Origin of the sequence: Microseira wollei NIES-4236 (assembly GCF_020521235.1) — a bacterium.
Classification (GTDB): Bacteria; Cyanobacteriota; Cyanobacteriia; order Cyanobacteriales; family Aerosakkonemataceae; genus Microseira; species Microseira wollei.
This window is the reverse complement of sequence record NZ_BLAY01000022.1, coordinates 13,275-29,908: the sequence shown is the minus strand read 5'-3', so window position 1 is coordinate 29,908 and position 16,634 is coordinate 13,275. Positions and strand designations below refer to the sequence as shown.

Here is a 16,634-nt window from a genome sequence, read left to right as displayed (position 1 = left end):
AATGTTATGACCGAAGCAAAAACATACAAAGACACTGTAAACCTACCCAAAACAGACTTTGACATGCGTGCCAACGCAGTCAAGCGAGAACCCGAAATCCAAAAGTTTTGGGCAGAAAATCAGATTTACGAAAAACTTTCCCAGAATAATCCAGGCGATCTGTTTATTTTGCACGACGGCCCACCCTACGCTAACGGGTCCCTACACTTGGGTCACGCGCTGAATAAAATTCTTAAAGATATTATTAACAAGTATCAGTTGCTGCGAGGACGCAAGGTGCGCTACGTCCCCGGTTGGGATTGTCACGGTTTGCCAATTGAACTGAAAGTATTGCAGCAACTGAAACAAGAAGAACGGCAAAAACTGAAGCCGTTGGAATTACGCCACAAAGCGCGGGATTTCGCCCTCAAAGCTGTTGACGAACAGCGGGAAAGCTTTAAGCGCTACGGCGTTTGGGGGGATTGGGAGAATCCTTATCTGACTTTAAAACCAGAGTACGAAGCGGCACAAATCGGCGTATTCGGTCAGATGGTGTTAAAAGGATATATCTATCGCGGTCTAAAACCCGTTCACTGGAGTCCCAGTTCTAAAACCGCACTGGCAGAAGCTGAGTTAGAGTATCCGGAAGGTCATACTTCTCCCAGCATCTACGTCGCTTTCCCGATGACGGATTTGCCACCAGCGCTGAAATTGGATTTGGAAGATTATTTACCCGATTTGGGTGTAGCAGTCTGGACGACAACGCCTTGGACTATTCCAGCTAATTTAGCCGTCAGCGTCAATCCAGAATTGACTTACGCGGTGGTGGAAATCGAACCCCAGTCCGCATCTACCCCAGAAAAAGAAGAGAAAACAGAAACGAAACCTTCTCTTAAAGGCAAGGGGAAAGAAAAACCTTCAACTGCTGCACCAGAAGCGGAAAAGGAAAGTCAGGGGATTAAGTTTAAGTATCTCCTGGTAGCAGCAGATTTAGTAGATCGGTTGTCATCTACCCTGGGATCGAAGCTGCACAAAAAAGCAATGGTGACGGGAAAGGATTTGGAAGGTGCTACCTACCGCCATCCTCTATTTGACCGCTCTAGTCAGATTGTCATCGGGGGAGATTACGTTACTACCGAGTCCGGAACGGGGTTAGTACATACCGCACCCGGTCACGGTCTGGAAGATTATATGGTCGGTCAGCGGTACAATTTGCCCATCCTGTCGCCGGTGGATGCAGATGGGAAGTTTACCGCAGAAGCAGGACAGTTTGCTGGGTTGTCCGTCGTAACTAAAGGCGATCAAAATATCAGCGAAGGTAACGCCGCCGTGATCGAGGGACTAAAAGCAGCGGGGTGCTTGCTGAAACAAGAACGTTACGAACACAAATATCCCTACGATTGGCGGACTAAGAAACCTACCATCTTTCGGGCGACGGAACAGTGGTTCGCTTCCGTAGAGGGATTCCGGGAAAAGGCACTCGAAGCGATCGCATCCGTAAAATGGATTCCATCCCAAGGGGAAAATCGCATCACCCCTATGGTGGCAGAACGTTCTGATTGGTGTATCTCCCGTCAGCGCAGTTGGGGCGTCCCGATTCCAGTATTCTACGACGAAGCAACAGGCGAACCGCTGCTAAACGAAGAAACAATCGCCTACGTCCAGAAAATTATCGCAGAAATTGGTTCCGACGCCTGGTGGGAATTATCAACGGCAGAATTATTGCCGGAAAAATACCGCGATAACGGTCATACTTACCGCAAAGGAACAGACACGATGGATGTCTGGTTCGATTCTGGATCTTCTTGGGCGGCAGTAGCAAAGCAGCGTCCAGAATTAGTCTATCCCGTCGATATGTATCTGGAAGGATCGGATCAACACCGGGGTTGGTTCCAGTCCAGCTTGCTCACAAGCGTAGCAAATAACAGCATTGCACCCTATAAAACCGTTTTAACCCACGGTTTTACCGTAGACGAACAAGGACGCAAAATGAGTAAGTCCTTGGGTAATGGGATCGACCCCAATGAAATCATCGAGGGCGGCAAAATTACCCTCAAACAAAACGGGAAAGATAAGCAAGTCGAACTCCCCGCTTATGGTGCAGATGTGTTGCGTCTGTGGGTGTCTTCGGTAGACTACACGAACGATGTTCCCTTGAGTGAGAATATCCTCAAGCAGTTAGGAGATATTCGCGGGAAAATCCGCAATACGGCGCGCTTCTTGTTGGGGAATTTACACGATTTTGACCCGGCAAAAGATGCGGTGCCCTACGAGGAACTACCCGAAATCGACCGCTACATGCTGCACCGGATGACCGAGGTGTTTGAAGAAGTAACCGCAGCATTTGAAAGCTATCAATTTTTCCGCTTCTTCCAAGCGTTGCAGAATTTCTGCGTCGTGGATTTATCCAACTTCTATCTAGATATCGCCAAAGATAGGTTGTATATCAGTGCCGAAAATACATTCCGCCGCCGCACCTGTCAAACGGTGATGGCGATCGCATTAGAGAATTTAGCACGGGCGATCGCACCCGTCCTCTGCCACATGGCAGAAGATATCTGGCAATATCTCCCTTACAAAACACCCTACAAATCCGTCTTTGAATCGGGTTGGGTCAAAATAGAGGAACAGTGGAAAAATCCAGAACTCGCCGCCAAGTGGCAAAAACTGCGTCAAATTCGCGGCGAAGTTAACAAGGTAATGGAGCAAGCCCGCGCCGAAAAGATGATAGGCTCATCTTTAGATGCAAAGGTATTACTCTACGTCGCCGATGAGGAATTGCGCCAGCAATTGCAGGCATTAAATCCCCCCAGTTCGCTGCCGCCAGGGATAAAATTACCCGAAGATACTTCCCAACCCGAAGACGACACCGAAGCAATTCACGTTGCAGTTGAAGTAGCGCCTCCAGAAGAACTAGCGCTAGTGGTAGAAAAAGCACCACAAAAATCCCAGCTAAGCTTCAAAAAAGTGGCGACGGTTATAGGAAATTTACCAGATTATCTGGATGAATTTCTGCAAAAATACGGCAAATCGCTGATAACAGTTGGAATGCTTGTAACGCTGCTAATCGTTCTGCGCGTGGTATGGGTAATTGTAGGGACGGTGAATAGTCTGCCGCTGCTACAAACCTCATTTGAACTCGTCGGGATGTTGTACTCGATGGTGTTCGTCAAAAATAATTTACTACTCGCAAGCGATCGCCAAAACCTAGCCGCTCGACTAAAATCCATCCAAACAGAAGTATTAGATGATACAGCTGACATGGGGAGAGAAATTCGTGGAAAGGAGAAGAGTCCAGAGCTAGAGCAAGAAACCAAAGTTCCAACTCAAACAGATACTGAGTCACAACAAACACCAATTACCAATGACCCATTACCAATGACCAACGGAGTGGATGAACTGCGTTATCTGTTGATATGCTCCCAGGTGGAACTGGTAGACTCGCCAGCAGCACTGGAAGAATTGCAGTATAAAGGACAATCGGATACGCTGTTGATTGGCGTGGTGAAAGCAGATGGGACAAAATGCGATCGCTGCTGGAACTACTCAGTTCACGTCGGCGAATCATCGCTACATCCGCTGTTATGCGAACGTTGCATCCCAGCATTAGCAGGTCAGTTTTAAACACAAAGCAAGCATCCCGGTTTCTTAAAGAAACCGGGATGCTTGCTTAACAATTACTCAAAATCAATCCTTGTGGGGTTTTGCTTCTGAGTCGTAATAACCGTTATTTTCTGCATAAATTCTTGCCCTAACTGGGAGAAAGCTTTAGCACCTGGAGACTGGGGACTGCACAAAACAACCGGCATAAAAGTATCAACCGCTCTAGAAATATTAACATCAACCGGAATGCGAGTTTTGAAGATTTTAGCAGCGCTGTAATCTTCATTCACTCGCCGCATCACTTGATTGTAGTACCTGCCGGTGATCATATTACCAGACATCGTAAAGGCAATTCCCAGCAATTGCAGATTGATCGGATCGTCTTTGTGAGTTTCTTTCAATTGTGCAATTCGTCTTTCGAGTAACTGAATCCCAATCACAGATAAAGGTTCTGGTTTGGCGGGTAATACGTAAAAATCGCTTGCCAGCAAACCGCTGCGCGTTAAAAGATGATAGCCAGGGGCGCAATCTAGGATAATAAAATCATAGTCGTTTATGGCAGGCTCCAAAAGGTTTTTCACCAAGAACAGTTCAAACTTAGTCCAAATTTGTTCAAAATTATTAGTTCCCGAAAGCATCGCTTTTTCATAAAGCATTTCAGAAACTAAAAATTCATCGTACAGGTCAATATCCCCTGGCAATAAATCAAATCCCTTCAAGCTAGAAACGTAGGGAAAAATCACATCTTGAACGGGAATGGATAGCTTAATATCCGGTTTAATTGCCTTGTTGATCAGATGGCGCAACGTCCGCTTATCTCGGCGGCGCTTGGCGAAGTCCTGAGGCGACATTAAGCTGAGAGTGGCGCTGATTTGGTTGTCAAGATCGACCACCAAAACTTTTTTACCAAAATCCTTGACTAAAGAAGCGGCGAGGTTTACGGTTAGGGTGGTCTTACCGACGCCACCTTTCATGTTGGCAGTTGCAATGATGAATCCCATTGGTTAGAGTCCTTTTCAATAATGACGCCGGGGAAGGTATTGGGAAAGCTGGGTGTCTGGGGTAGATCTAGAATATGTTTCAGCAACAAGGGAAAAGAGTGCAATTTTTAGCTTAAGGTTGAGGTTGAGTTGAAAAAATTAACAGCCGATGGCTTTTTTGACCAGCTAGCGCTCGCTTTTCGACAACTGAATAGTTGTAGCTAATAAGCTTTGCAACCTGTGCAACTGAGATCCCAGCTGGTAGAGCAAATCGCCTTTACCCAGCAAGTAGGCAGCTGCTTTTTGATTCCCCCCTAACACAATAGTCGAATCTGCCTCACTGGCGGTCCGGAGTGCAACCCTCCCCGGTAAGTTGGAACGGATCAAAGGAGTCACAACCTTAGCTTCTGGACGTTGGGTAGCAACGATCAGGTGAATGCCAGCTGCTCGTGCCATCGCACCCAACCGTTTAATGCTCGATTCTAGCGCATTGCGAATTTCTTTTTCTGCCATAAAATCGGCATACTCATCAAAGATACAAACAATGCGGGGTAAGGATTTGGCAGCTTTTTGGTTGTAAGCGCCGATATCAGCACACCCAGCCGTCTCAAACTGATAGTATCGCGATTCCATTTCCGCGACTAGATCGGTCATCAGTGCTTGCGCGCTTTCCCCATCTTTCACCACAGGCGCATACAACCAGGGGATCTGCTCAAATTCTGGAAATGTCACCCGCTTGGGATCTACCAAAGCAATTTTTAGCTGGGTAGGGGAGTGGCGATACAAAAGCGAAAGCAGAAGACTTCGCAAAAATTCACTCTTGCCGCTACCCGTCGTACCCCCCACCAAAAAGTGACAGGTATTCGCATCGGATAAATCTGCTTCTACCAATTTCCCATCCAAATTCACCCCTATGGCAATTTTTACAGGTGCAGTTGGGGGTAATCTTTGACGTTTAATATAATCTTCAACTTTAGCAATTTGGTGATTTGGGCGGGGTAAATCGACGCTGACATAACCAGCTTGAGGTGCAATCATCGGCGGTTGTGCTAACCCCAGTTGCACCTGTAAATCTGCCGATCTATTTAACAGAGAAACAACTTTTACCCCAGGATGAGGTTTGAGCTTCACCCGGATAAATGCAGGCGCGACAACTGCACCCAGGTAATCAACTTTAATGCTAAAAGAATCAAGGGTGGAAACTAATTCTTGACCGATTTTATCTGCATCTGTAGTGGCTTGGACTAGAGGCTCCGCCTCTAGATTCTCGTTCCCAGGTTCAACCTGGGAACGAGTTATGGGAGGCTCTGCCTCCCGAACTAATTCTTGACCGATTTTATCTGCATCTGTAGTGGCTTGGACTAGAGGCTCTGCCTCTAGATTCTCGTTCCCAGGTTCAACCTGGGAACGAGTTATGGGAGGCTCTGCCTCCCGATCGTTCCCATCAGCAACATCAAAAAATGTTTGACACTTTTCCTGCTGCGGACAAATTAGACAAAGCTCGGATTGAATGGTTGCTGGTGGTGGATTTGGTTGCCCAGATTCCCAGGTTAACCATTGGCGCATTTGTTGCAATTTATGGGGAATTAAACTGTGTACTGTGTTTTCTAATTCTTCCCAGGAATAGTAGTATTCTTTAAATTCTGGCAAGACGCAGTAAACCGCCGAGTCAACTGGCACATTTTGCTTTTCCTTCAGCATATAGCTGTAGAGGGAAACTTGAGCTAATTGTGCGGCTGTATCTTCTGGTTGATAAGTTTTGAATTCCACGACACAAAGGCGTTCGAGTTCACAATTATAGATTAAGCAATCAAATTCTCCTGCAACTCGCTGCTGCGTGCCATCAGGTAAATTAAAGTAATGTTCTAGTTTACGTGACTGAGTGACAAAGGTTTTACTAATAACAGTTTCGCCGCTGCAATAGCGTCGATTTACTACCAGTAATTCTGCCCAGCGGCGGATGATTCCTTTTAATCCTTGCCAGATTTGCAACAGTGCTGGAGCAAGACTTTGATCTTGTTGATTTAGATAAGGATAAAAAGCCATTCGGTAAAATAGCTGTTGCATTTGCCATGCTATTTCTTCTACCTTTATATGTTCTGCTGCTGGCTCAAACAAAGTTTTAAATTCAGGCGATCTTTGAGCTAAATTCACGAATTTATCTGCTAACTGATGAAAGGCTTTACCAATTCCCGTCGTAGCATCCTTTGGTAAGAATAGAGTATTGCCGCCAAAGTGTTGATGCAAATAAAATAGCCGAGGACATTCAAAAGCAACTCTGACTTTAGTAGGGGTAGGGGTAAAATGATTGTTTCCATTCTTTGGCATATTAAAAATATTATTAGCTCGATCGATGTCAATTATTTCTAATAAACGGCGATGCACTTGAGCCAGATAAACCACATCCATTTTGGCATACTGAAGCTGTTTGGGAGTGAGAGGACGTTGCCCCCAATCGCTTCCTTGTTCTGCTTTATCTACGTTAGAGAAGTGGCAAAGATGTTCGGCTAAAGTTTTGAGTTGTAAGTTGGGAACTTGTAAGCGATCGCGCTTTCTTTTTCTAGCTATTTTATAAGTACAGGTTACGTTTTTCGCCCGCTCTTTACCCAGAAACTTTAAATCGTATTTTGCATTATGAAATACTTTTTCTATTTCAGGATTTTCCATGACTTGGCTAATAAATTCTTCCACCAAATCCGGTTTATTTAATACGTCTATAATGTAGGCGCAATCGCCTGTCAAATCCTCCGGTTCTGCTAACGCCTGAATCAAAGATATTTTAGGCTCAGGAGTATTCCAATGAGCGGTTTCTGTATCTAACCACAAAGTTTTAGCAGTTGCTAATTTAGCAATAACTTCTTTAATTTCAGCATTTTTGGTCAAGTATTGCATAAATTAATTTATGGTATCCAACATACTAATTGTTCTTCCCGCTTTTCTTTGGGATTAACAATTCTAATTTTTCGTTCTACGCATAACTGATGAACCAGCTTTTCAACTAGGGTTTCATTCACTTGCTCCAACTCGCAAGCTTCTTTAATCAACTTGGGTAATCCCATCATTCCCTGGGTGACGATTAAATTCAACAAGAACTCCTTAACAGACAACATATCTGGCTCTTTAATCTTGCTGAATTCAACAATACCCAATTCTTGCAATAGATTGCAACCTTTAAAAATCTCTGTCTGGCAAATTAAAGAGTCTAATTCCTTACGATTAATAGTTTTGCCTGCTACTACCAATTCATTGGCGAGAGACGCATTGACTAAATTTTGGTACACAGCCAAATAATGAACCGAATCAAGATTTGGCTGGATGTGACGATGGGGAGAACCTGTGAAAATTTGTCGATAAATTTTGTTTCCTGCAAGTTTTTTATCTCCTACACTTGCAGCCCTAATTAGGTGTAGATTTTGACAGAGATTATTATCAATTGCTTTTTGGCAAGCATTCATGGCATTGAAAAAACTTTTCATGTTGGAGTCTTCTGTCCAAACTATTCCTACCGTTCCCGGTTGTTTCGGATTTTGATAAGTCACTGAATAACCGGCAAAGTGACCTGTTAAAAGTTTAGTTTTAATTTCTTTAACTTGTGCTGTTAAAACTTCTACCAACATCCCAATTAATTGCGAAGGATATAGATCAATTTTGGTAATGCTGGATTGAACTTTTTTATATTCATCCTGCCACAATAATTTTAATGCGGCTAATAACTCTGTTTCTGGATCTATTATGATAATCGGCTCTACAATTTTTTTGTATGCTTGAAATAGCTGGCGTCCCAGAGCGAGTGTGTTACGGGGGTCAGTTTTACCACCGGGAAATTTTTCTTCTAAAGCTTGCCTGGTTAAGGGGAAAATTTTTGTGTCTGGCTTGGGGTTGGCTTGGCTGTGGAGTGGATAGAGACGAAACTGCCATAAAGCTTCAGCTTGGTCTAAGTTGATACGTTTTAAACCAATACCTTTGTAGATGCCAGCTTTGTCAGACTGGTGGATGCGATTGACATTTTGCTTCCAATTATCGGTGGTGATACTAATAATTATCAAAAAGTTTTTCCACTTCTCATTTTGAATTTTGGAGTTGACGCTGAACAATGCTTGTAGGTCGAGAGATCCGTCTGGTAAGCGAGCGATCGCTTCTAATTGATCGAAACACAAGACAATCGGTTGGGTTGAGGTAGAAATTCTGCCAAAATTTGATAAAATCTCGCAAGCCGCTTCTTCAGTTTCAATCGATCGTCTCACTTTTAAGGCTTGCAAAGATTCATCGCTTAAATCCTCACCTCGCAACCACTCGCAGGCTAGGGGATATAATTCTGGATTGGTGAGGTCGTGCAGCACTCCAAAAAAATTATCCGCGTTGTAGATACCAGCTTGTTTATAAGTGTCTTTGAGGTGCTTGATGAATTTTTGGCGATCGCTTTGTAATAAAGTCCAGACACTATCATCAAAAATTCGCTGTTTTAAGCTGCGTTTTGTGAAAGCAGATAGACCCTTCAGCCAAAGCATTAACTGAGATTCTTCTTCACCCTCACTCACGTACATTAAGCTATCGACGGTATAGCGTAAAATGTGACGCCAGATCCCATCGCTATCGGGCCAAGGACTAATATAAGCGAAAAAAGCTTTAGGGTTGAGAGTGCGTTTAATCCGACCTAATAAATAACTTTTGCCCGAACCTGAATCACCCGCAAGCATCACGGTGCGGCTAGAGTGGTCTTTAATAACTAGGTCCAGGACGGATTCAATTTCTGCGATCGCTTCAGCATGAATCGAGTCAACTGTAAGCGCTGCGTCTTGTTTATCCAGCCAAAAGTGTCCTTGCTTAAACGTTGTCGGGTCAAACGGGTTAACCTCGCGTTTGATGATATCGTCGATGGATGTCATGATTGAGCTACTGAAAAATTTTCTAGTTCACGACAATAAAAAATAGCGCCCCTCCTACATCTTGAGGAATCCCGGCGTCAATTTGTTCCCCTGTATAAGGCGTCGGATCTACTAACGAACTCAATTCAATCTGGTCATTCCGTTGCAAGCGATACAGCGCTTGATCTAATTCTTCCCTCAATAATGGCGGTTGTAACTTCTGTCGCAGGTAGTAGATGGGTAGGTAATTCTCTGTACCAGCTTCTCGGTCTAAATTCCGCACGATCTGTAATATTTCTTCATCACTGGGTTTTAAGTCAGCGATCGTAGGCGCTGTTGGGAGAACATCGGGTTGGGCGCGCAAGGATTTGCGTAAAAATCCCAGGTAATTTGTCAGCAGATCCAAGCTGAGCGTAGGATTCTTGCCTGTGGCGGTATATTCATCCCTGAGATACTCTAGTCCGCGCTCAGTTAGCCATACTTCGGCGTTCTGCCTTTTGCGCTGATTCTCGACTTCGATTAAGCCACGCTGAGCCAGATTTTCTAAGATATTGTCGCGATTGGCGGCTGTTTTCGCTAATTTTCCGATCTCGCTGGGTTTGATTTTTTCCTCTGTTTTGCCTATTTTCTGCAACACCTTCAGTTCTGTGGCTGAAATCGGCAGTTGGGAGGCATCCAGTTGCAGCAGGGCGCTACCGGGCGGTAAAATCTTGACCGAGGCAATCTCGCGGGAGTAGTCTACCAGTTCGCTCGCGCTCAATGCTTGACAAATTTTGTCCTTGCCTTTGAAATCTTTAAAACCGCTGGCGGTAAGGGATGAGCGGTAATTCGGGCAACCCAGCAACTTTAATAAAAACTTTAGCTCGTTTGTTTGCATTTCCCTGTACTCAAGCTTGAATTTTAATCATAATTGAAATTGTGCATTAGCGCAGGGTGCTGGAGGCGAGAGCTTCGCTAGCCCTTGGCATATCGCGCCCCCGTCTCATATCATGTCAGTTTAAGTACCCATAGTTAGGACTGACGCTCTGACGCTCAGGACGCTCTGACGCTGTGAGTTTTGATTGTGGGTGATTATGCCGGACAAGATATCAAAGGCAGCATCTGGCTTCTTGTACCGCCCTTGAGGGAAATCGGGCATCTAACCCTAGTTTTTAAACCCTTTTTACGAGCTTTTGCTTGACGGATTTACCGATTACCTTGGGAATAGCGTACAATTCCCAAAAGAACAGATTCCACAGATAGCCAAACTGGGGATAAGTTTTAACTAACAGCGAATCTGCGGTTAAATGAATTCGGGCTTCTTTTAACGAGGCGTCTCTGGTAATGTATCTGACTTGTTCGGGTTTTGGCATCGCGTGTCCGATAATTTTGTTTTTCTCAAAAGACGTAGCTTGCACGAATAAGCCTAAAGATCTATCCAAATTCCATAAAGGAACCCAAGTTAAAGCACCCACTATTCGCATCGCTTTTGAAAATTCAGCTAATGCTCGTTGAACGATGGCATTTCTCCAAACTCGATTAGTGAAATTTTCAAAATGAATCCCCTCCATATCTGTCCTGTGCTTCCAGGGAATGATCGCGTGACGGATGTCAAAATTTTTATCCAAAGGCGCAATGGGAACTTCGAGTAACCCTTTGTAGTTTCCCCTTTGGAAAGGAAAGGGATTTTCGGGAGTCTTTTTGCATATTTCTAGTTGAGAAATATCGGGAATCGGCTGCCAATCTTGCTGAATGCGATCTTCATTTTTATAATCTATATTTTCTATTTTTAATCGCAAGACCCAACTTTCAGGAAACCGCTGGAAATAAGCGGCTGTACATTCTAAAATGTCGGGATGAACAAAGTCATCGTCATCTAAAGCCATCAGGTAGTCGCTAGTGACGTTGAGCAAGCCGGTAAACCTTTGCATGACTTCGCCTTTGTAGGGGCTGACGATAACTTTTATTCGCTTGTCGTCTATCGGCTTAATTGGAGTGTCGGGAGGATAAACTAAAATAAATTGAACGTTTCCTTTAACTTTTAATAACTGTTGCAGCCAATAATCGGAAAAACTGCCTTTGGTAGCCTTGACACTCCGCCGCTTAAAAGACGGCGGATTCTTCGTTCACCGAGCGATCTTGCTCAGGCTTGTTGCCAAGTCTGCGTAGAGGATCGTCTCTCCCGAAGCGTTAATTCCCGTGTGTCCCACGGTATTTGATAACTGATAACCAGTTTGTTTCAATGCCTTATCCAAAATATTGATTGCCGCCAAATTATAGTCGCGGTCTAAAACGCATCCACATCGACAAACATGGGTACGAACAGACAGCGACTTTTTCACTTTTTGACCACAATTAGAGCAATCCTGGCTCGTATATTGCGGCGGCACTGCCACCACAATCCGACCATAAACCTTGCCCAAATATTCCAACCATTCGGTGAATTGCGACCAAGCAGCATCACTAATGGACTTGGCTAAATGATGATTCTTCACCATGTTCTTCACTTGCAGTTTCTCAAACGCCACAAAATCGTTAGATTTGATCGCGCACAATGCCGTCTTAACAGCAAAGTCTTTACGCTGGCGGGAAACTTTTAAATGTTTGCGTCCTAATCGATTAATCGCCTTTTTACGATTGCCAGAACCCTTTTTCTTTCTGGAAACTCGTCGCTGTAATCGCTTTAAAGCCTTCTCCGAGCTACGTAGATGACGAGGATTCTCTACCTTTTTTCCCTGGGAATCGGTGTAAAAAGCAGATAATCCAACGTCCAAACCAATGGTTTTGCCAGTTGGTTTTATGTCGATATTACGCGAGGCTTCAATTGCAAATTGAACGTAGTATCCATCGCTGCGCCGAATTATCCTGACCCGCTTAATCTGGTTGATTTGATAATAGTGTAGATCGTGATTGCCAACGAGCTTGAGAGCGCCGATAGCGTTTTTGTCGGTGAATTCGATGTGTTTGCGGTCTTTGGATAACTTCCATCCCGTAGTTTTATATTCAACAGAACGGTTGTTTTTTTGAAACCTTGGATAGCCTTTTTTACCTGGCTTTCCCGATTTACAGTTATCATAAAACCGTTTAATTGAGAAGGATGCTCTCTCTGTCGCTGGCAAGTCTCGGCTTGAGAGTTAAGCTTGCTCGCAAATTCAAACTCCGACGCTAAGACTGCACTTAATTTGCTCAGTTCAAACAGTTTAACGCCACGATTATCCATCCAAAATCTAATTGCTTTATTGCGGATAAATTGGCATGTCCGAATGGCTTCGTCTATCCTTCGGTATTGCTCAATCTTTCCTCTGATTTTGAATTCATATGTAATCATGGCGTTCTCTTTATCGACCTGAGTTAATTGTACAATTGTTTATTATTGGTGCAATTCCCTAAGCACAAAAGTTAATATTCTGAAATCTTGACGGCGAATAAATTCGCCGTGTCGCATTTCATCCACCGGATAAATCGCGGCGGCTTTCATGCTCCCGTACTACTTTAGGTAACAATCGATAAAAAAATGGGTTGGTCGTTCATGGTTTTGACACTCCCTGACCTAAAGCTACGGGGATTCTTAAGACATTGCGGTCTTAATATCCTGATAACTCAGGAACCCTTAGGGCAATACTTTTACCCAAAGGCGGGCAAAATCCTAGTCTCGCAACGGGATCCTCGGTCGTAAACTTTCCCCCAGTCGGTCGGTAGGTTTTAACTTCTTGTAATGACGAAAAGTATTCTAGCACAGTTGCGCCTTGACTAAACTTAAACGTCCCGGCAAGCGCTACATCCCCCGCGTGAACGACTCTGGTGCAAGCGCAATATCTCGTGGTTCCTGTAAGCGCCGCTTTAACGAAATATTTCTTGGTTCCAGTCAGCGCGGGTTTAACGAAATATCTCGTGGTTCCACAGAATGGGCAGGTATTACCCGCCCCGAAAGTATTACCCGCCCCTACATATTTTAATCCTTGCGCCCCGCTGTCCTATCCGCCCAGTCCTTGGGGAAACAGGAATGAGGGTAGATTACCCTATTCCCCATGCTAAATTACCAATTGCCCGCCGATGTTCGATTAGGGGAGGGAGTGTCTTTTATACATCGAGACTCGCCACTCCACTGAGAAGAGTAATAACATGGCTCTAGAAGGCTGCCCCATATAATCGCGTATTATGACTCTAAATCAAGCAGCAGATAGCCCCCAAACCCCATCTTTTTTACCTATGGTTTCGGCGATCGTGCCAATTTATAACGGCGAGGCAGACTTGCCGGGATTAATTGAATGCCTCAAGGCGCAAACTTACCCAGCTTCCAAGGTAGAATATTTGCTGGTGGATAATAACAGCAGCGATCGCACTCCCAGTATCCTCCAAGCTGCCCAAAAGGAAGCCGAGTCCCAAGGACTGACGATTCGCCACCTAACGGAAAATAAAATCCAAAGCTCCTACGCTGCCAGAAATAAGGGTATTAGAGCATCTACGGGCGAAATTCTCGCCTTCACCGACGCCGACTGTCGCCCCCTACCCCAGTGGATCTCCCAACTCGTACAACCCTTTGCCGATCCTGCCGTCGGTTTAGTGGTGGGTGAAATTACCGCTTTACCGGGGGAAACCTTACTAGAAAAATACGCCGAACGCCAGAGTATTCTTACTCAAAAAGATACTTTAGCCCATCCTTTTTGCCCATACGGTCAAACTGCTAATTTGGGCATCAGACGCCAAGTGTTTGAAGAGATCGGATTATTCCGTCCCTACATGACGACAGGCGGCGATGCGGACATGTGCTGGCGAATTGGACGAGAAACGTCTTGGAAACTTTATTTTGCCGAAATGGCACTTGTACAGCACCGTCACCGCGCTACCATAGCAGAATTGAAAAGCCAGTGGCGACGCTACGGGCGTTCTAACCGCTACCTGCACGAACTTTACGGGGTGGAATTGATGCGAGACTTCACCTGGAAAGAAAGCGTTTATCGCTTGAGTCGTTGGTTGGTAAAAGAACTGCCCGTCGCGGGGGCGGCTGCGATCGCCGGAAAAGCTCCCTGGGTCGATGCGATCGCCAGTCCGATTAACCTCTATTGTGCCATCAATCGCTCGGCGGGACAGCGAGAAGCCAAACTTCCCGAACCAGCAAGGACAATCGAATGGCTACAATAGGGAATTTTAGATAAAAGAATTGCAGATTGCAGATTTTCAAAGCGCTTCTTAGGCAAAATAAATCTAAAATCTAAAATCTAAAATCTCAAATCAGTTGACAGTTTCCGCGTCTAAAGACTAGCGTTGAAGATCGATTACTAGAACATCGGTTTATGTCAAACCATAGAATTTGTGCGATTATCTGTACCCACAATCGAGAGCAATATCTAGGTGCTGCGATTGATAGCTTACTCGTGCAGGATTTTCCGGATTATGAAGTAATCGTGGTGGATAATGCTTCTGGCGATCGCACGCGCGAAATCGTCGCCGCGCGCCCCCAAGTTAAATACATCTACGAATCCGTCTTGGGACTATCCACTGCGCGCAATACCGGCGCTAAGGCTACCAATGCCGAAATCCTCGCCTATCTTGACGATGATGCCGTTGCTAGTCCCGGTTGGCTGAGCGCGCTTTATAAAGCTTATGAAACTAACGAAAAACTCGCCATTGCTGGTGGTAAAGTTACTCTTTTATGGCCCGATGGCAAAACCCCGCCCCCTTGGTTATCCGATGGATTGGCTGGCAATTTGGGACTCTACAATCTGGGGGATACTGTTGTTTATATCAACCAACCCGGTTTGACTCCCAGAGGTTTAAATTATTCCATCCGGCGAAAATTTTTAGCACAAATTGGCGGGTTCGATCCAAACTTGGGACGGATTGGCAAATCTTTGCTTTCTAATGAAGAATTGTACATGACAGAATTAGCACTGCAAAATGGTTGGCAAGTCGCCTATCTTCCCGATGCACTTGTAGCCCACAACGTCGCCCCCGAAAGAATGGATCGCTCTTGGTTTTTAAATCGAGGTTGGTGGCAAGGTATTAGCGAATGTTACCGCGATCGCATCGCTGGTAGAACAGGTGTGAAACAATTAGTCAGCGGCGGCGATCGATTAATCCGAGGGTTATATAAATCCTTAAAATATATGGGCGATCCAGCGTTACGTTTTGACAATTTAGTCTATAGCTATTGTCAGATCGGTTATTTGAGTGCAGCGATTAAAGCGATGCTCCTACCAGAAAAATCAGACAAATAAAACATCTACCAATTACCAATTACCAATTACCAATTACCAAAGCTGATGAAAAAAGCACTAATTTGCGGCGTATCAGGACAAGATGGAGCTTATCTGGCGCAGTTACTCCTGAATCAAGCTTATGATGTCTGCGGCACTTCGCGGGATGCACAAATGTCCTCGTTCGGGAATTTAGTGCGTTTGGGCATCCGCGAGCGCTTAAAATTAGAATCGGTTGTCCTCACCGACTTTCGCAGCGTCCTGCAAGTCCTCAAAAAAGTCGAACCCGATGAAATTTATAACCTCGCTGGACAAAGTTCGGTAGGTCTTTCCTTTGAACAACCTGTAGAAACTCTTGAAAGTATCACCGTAGGCACTTTAAACCTTCTAGAAGCAATTCGCTTTACTGGCAAACCAATCAAATTTTACAACGCCGGATCGAGCGAATGCTTCGGCGATATCGGCGATAATACCGCCGACGAAACTACCCCATTTCGCCCCAGAAGTCCCTATGCTGTCGCTAAAGCAGCGGCGTTTTGGGAAGTCGCCAACTACCGCGAAGCTTACGGGTTGTTTGCGTGTTCTGGTATTCTTTTTAACCACGAATCTCCGTTAAGACCAGAAAGGTTCGTCACCCAAAAAATTGTCGCCGCCGCTTGTCGCATCGCCTCTGGTAGTGAAGAAAAGCTATATCTGGGCAATGTTTCAATTGAGCGCGATTGGGGCTGGGCACCAGAATATGTGGAAGCGATGTATTTAATATTACAGCATCCCGAACCGGATGATTATGCGATCGCCACCGGGTTTAGCTGCAAATTAGAAGATTTCGTGGCAGAAACTTTTGCCTGTCTCGGTTTAAACTGGCAAGAGCATGTAGTAACCGATGCCAGCTTATTGCGACCTACGGATCTGGCAATTAGTCGGGGAAACCCTGCTAAAGCAAAAGAAAAGTTGGGATGGCAAGCGCAGTATAAAATGAAAGAGGTCGTGCGAATGATGGTAGAAGCGAGGAAAGTTAGCTCTTAGTTAAA

At 45.0% G+C, this 16,634-nt stretch carries 9 protein-coding genes and 2 pseudogenes; 5 read left to right on the top strand and 6 right to left on the bottom strand.

Going from position 1 to position 16,634, the window contains the following annotated elements:
• The first annotated feature begins 6 nt into the window (after positions 1–6).
• Positions 7–3,603 (top strand): isoleucine--tRNA ligase, encoded by a 3,597-nt coding sequence (gene ileS, locus MiSe_RS09380; RefSeq protein WP_226577931.1) that lies wholly within the window; start codon positions 7–9, stop codon positions 3,601–3,603.
• A 53-nt stretch (positions 3,604–3,656) separates the two neighbouring features.
• On the opposite strand, the gene MiSe_RS09375 is transcribed toward ileS, so the two are convergent.
• The 6 genes and pseudogenes from MiSe_RS09375 to MiSe_RS09350 form a co-directional block, all read right to left on the bottom strand.
• Entirely contained in the window at positions 3,657–4,583 is a 927-nt protein-coding gene (locus MiSe_RS09375; RefSeq protein WP_226577928.1) for a ParA family protein, read from the bottom strand.
• Positions 4,584–4,748: 165 nt separating this feature from the next.
• Positions 4,749–7,454 (bottom strand): DNA translocase FtsK, encoded by a 2,706-nt coding sequence (locus MiSe_RS09370; protein WP_226577925.1) that lies wholly within the window; start codon positions 7,452–7,454, stop codon positions 4,749–4,751.
• An 8-nt stretch (positions 7,455–7,462) separates the two neighbouring features.
• Entirely contained in the window at positions 7,463–9,448 is a 1,986-nt protein-coding gene (locus MiSe_RS09365) for a P-loop NTPase family protein (RefSeq protein WP_226577922.1), read from the bottom strand.
• Positions 9,449–9,470: 22 nt separating this feature from the next.
• A complete protein-coding gene (locus MiSe_RS09360; protein ID WP_226577920.1) occupies positions 9,471–10,304 on the bottom strand; it encodes a transcription factor RcaD in 834 nt (277 codons plus the stop codon).
• 274 nt (positions 10,305–10,578) lie between these two features.
• Positions 10,579–11,499, bottom strand: a pseudogene (locus tag MiSe_RS09355) (glycosyltransferase family A protein); the annotation flags it as partial.
• Positions 11,500–11,532: 33 nt separating this feature from the next.
• Positions 11,533–12,734: pseudogene (locus MiSe_RS09350) on the bottom strand (RNA-guided endonuclease InsQ/TnpB family protein).
• Between the two features lie 418 nt (positions 12,735–13,152).
• Here MiSe_RS09350 and MiSe_RS09345 point away from each other — a divergent pair.
• From MiSe_RS09345 to MiSe_RS09330, 4 genes are all read left to right on the top strand, one after another.
• Positions 13,153–13,362: a hypothetical protein gene (locus MiSe_RS09345; RefSeq protein ID WP_226577917.1), complete on the top strand. Its 210-nt coding sequence runs from the start codon at positions 13,153–13,155 to the stop codon at positions 13,360–13,362.
• Positions 13,363–13,564: 202 nt separating this feature from the next.
• Positions 13,565–14,548: a glycosyltransferase family 2 protein gene (locus MiSe_RS09340; protein WP_226577914.1), complete on the top strand. Its 984-nt coding sequence runs from the start codon at positions 13,565–13,567 to the stop codon at positions 14,546–14,548.
• Between the two features lie 152 nt (positions 14,549–14,700).
• Complete coding sequence (locus MiSe_RS09335; RefSeq protein ID WP_226577911.1) at positions 14,701–15,624, top strand: glycosyltransferase family 2 protein; 924 nt, start codon at positions 14,701–14,703, stop codon at positions 15,622–15,624.
• 42 nt (positions 15,625–15,666) lie between these two features.
• Positions 15,667–16,629 carry a GDP-mannose 4,6-dehydratase gene (locus tag MiSe_RS09330; protein WP_444980475.1) on the top strand — a complete coding sequence of 321 codons (963 nt, stop codon included), beginning with the start codon at positions 15,667–15,669 and terminating at the stop codon, positions 16,627–16,629.
• The last annotated feature ends 5 nt before the right edge of the window (positions 16,630–16,634 follow it).

Excerpts from the sequence above, each read along its gene's own strand:
- ileS (WP_226577931.1), top strand. The coding sequence starts at position 7 with ATGACCGAAGCAAAAACATACAAAGACACTGTAAACCTACCCAAAACA.
- MiSe_RS09375 (WP_226577928.1), bottom strand. The coding sequence starts at position 4,583 with ATGGGATTCATCATTGCAACTGCCAACATGAAAGGTGGCGTCGGTAAG.
- MiSe_RS09370 (WP_226577925.1), bottom strand. The coding sequence starts at position 7,454 with ATGCAATACTTGACCAAAAATGCTGAAATTAAAGAAGTTATTGCTAAA.
- MiSe_RS09365 (WP_226577922.1), bottom strand. The coding sequence starts at position 9,448 with ATGACATCCATCGACGATATCATCAAACGCGAGGTTAACCCGTTTGAC.
- MiSe_RS09360 (WP_226577920.1), bottom strand. The coding sequence starts at position 10,304 with ATGCAAACAAACGAGCTAAAGTTTTTATTAAAGTTGCTGGGTTGCCCG.
- MiSe_RS09340 (WP_226577914.1), top strand. The coding sequence starts at position 13,565 with ATGACTCTAAATCAAGCAGCAGATAGCCCCCAAACCCCATCTTTTTTA.
- MiSe_RS09335 (WP_226577911.1), top strand. The coding sequence starts at position 14,701 with ATGTCAAACCATAGAATTTGTGCGATTATCTGTACCCACAATCGAGAG.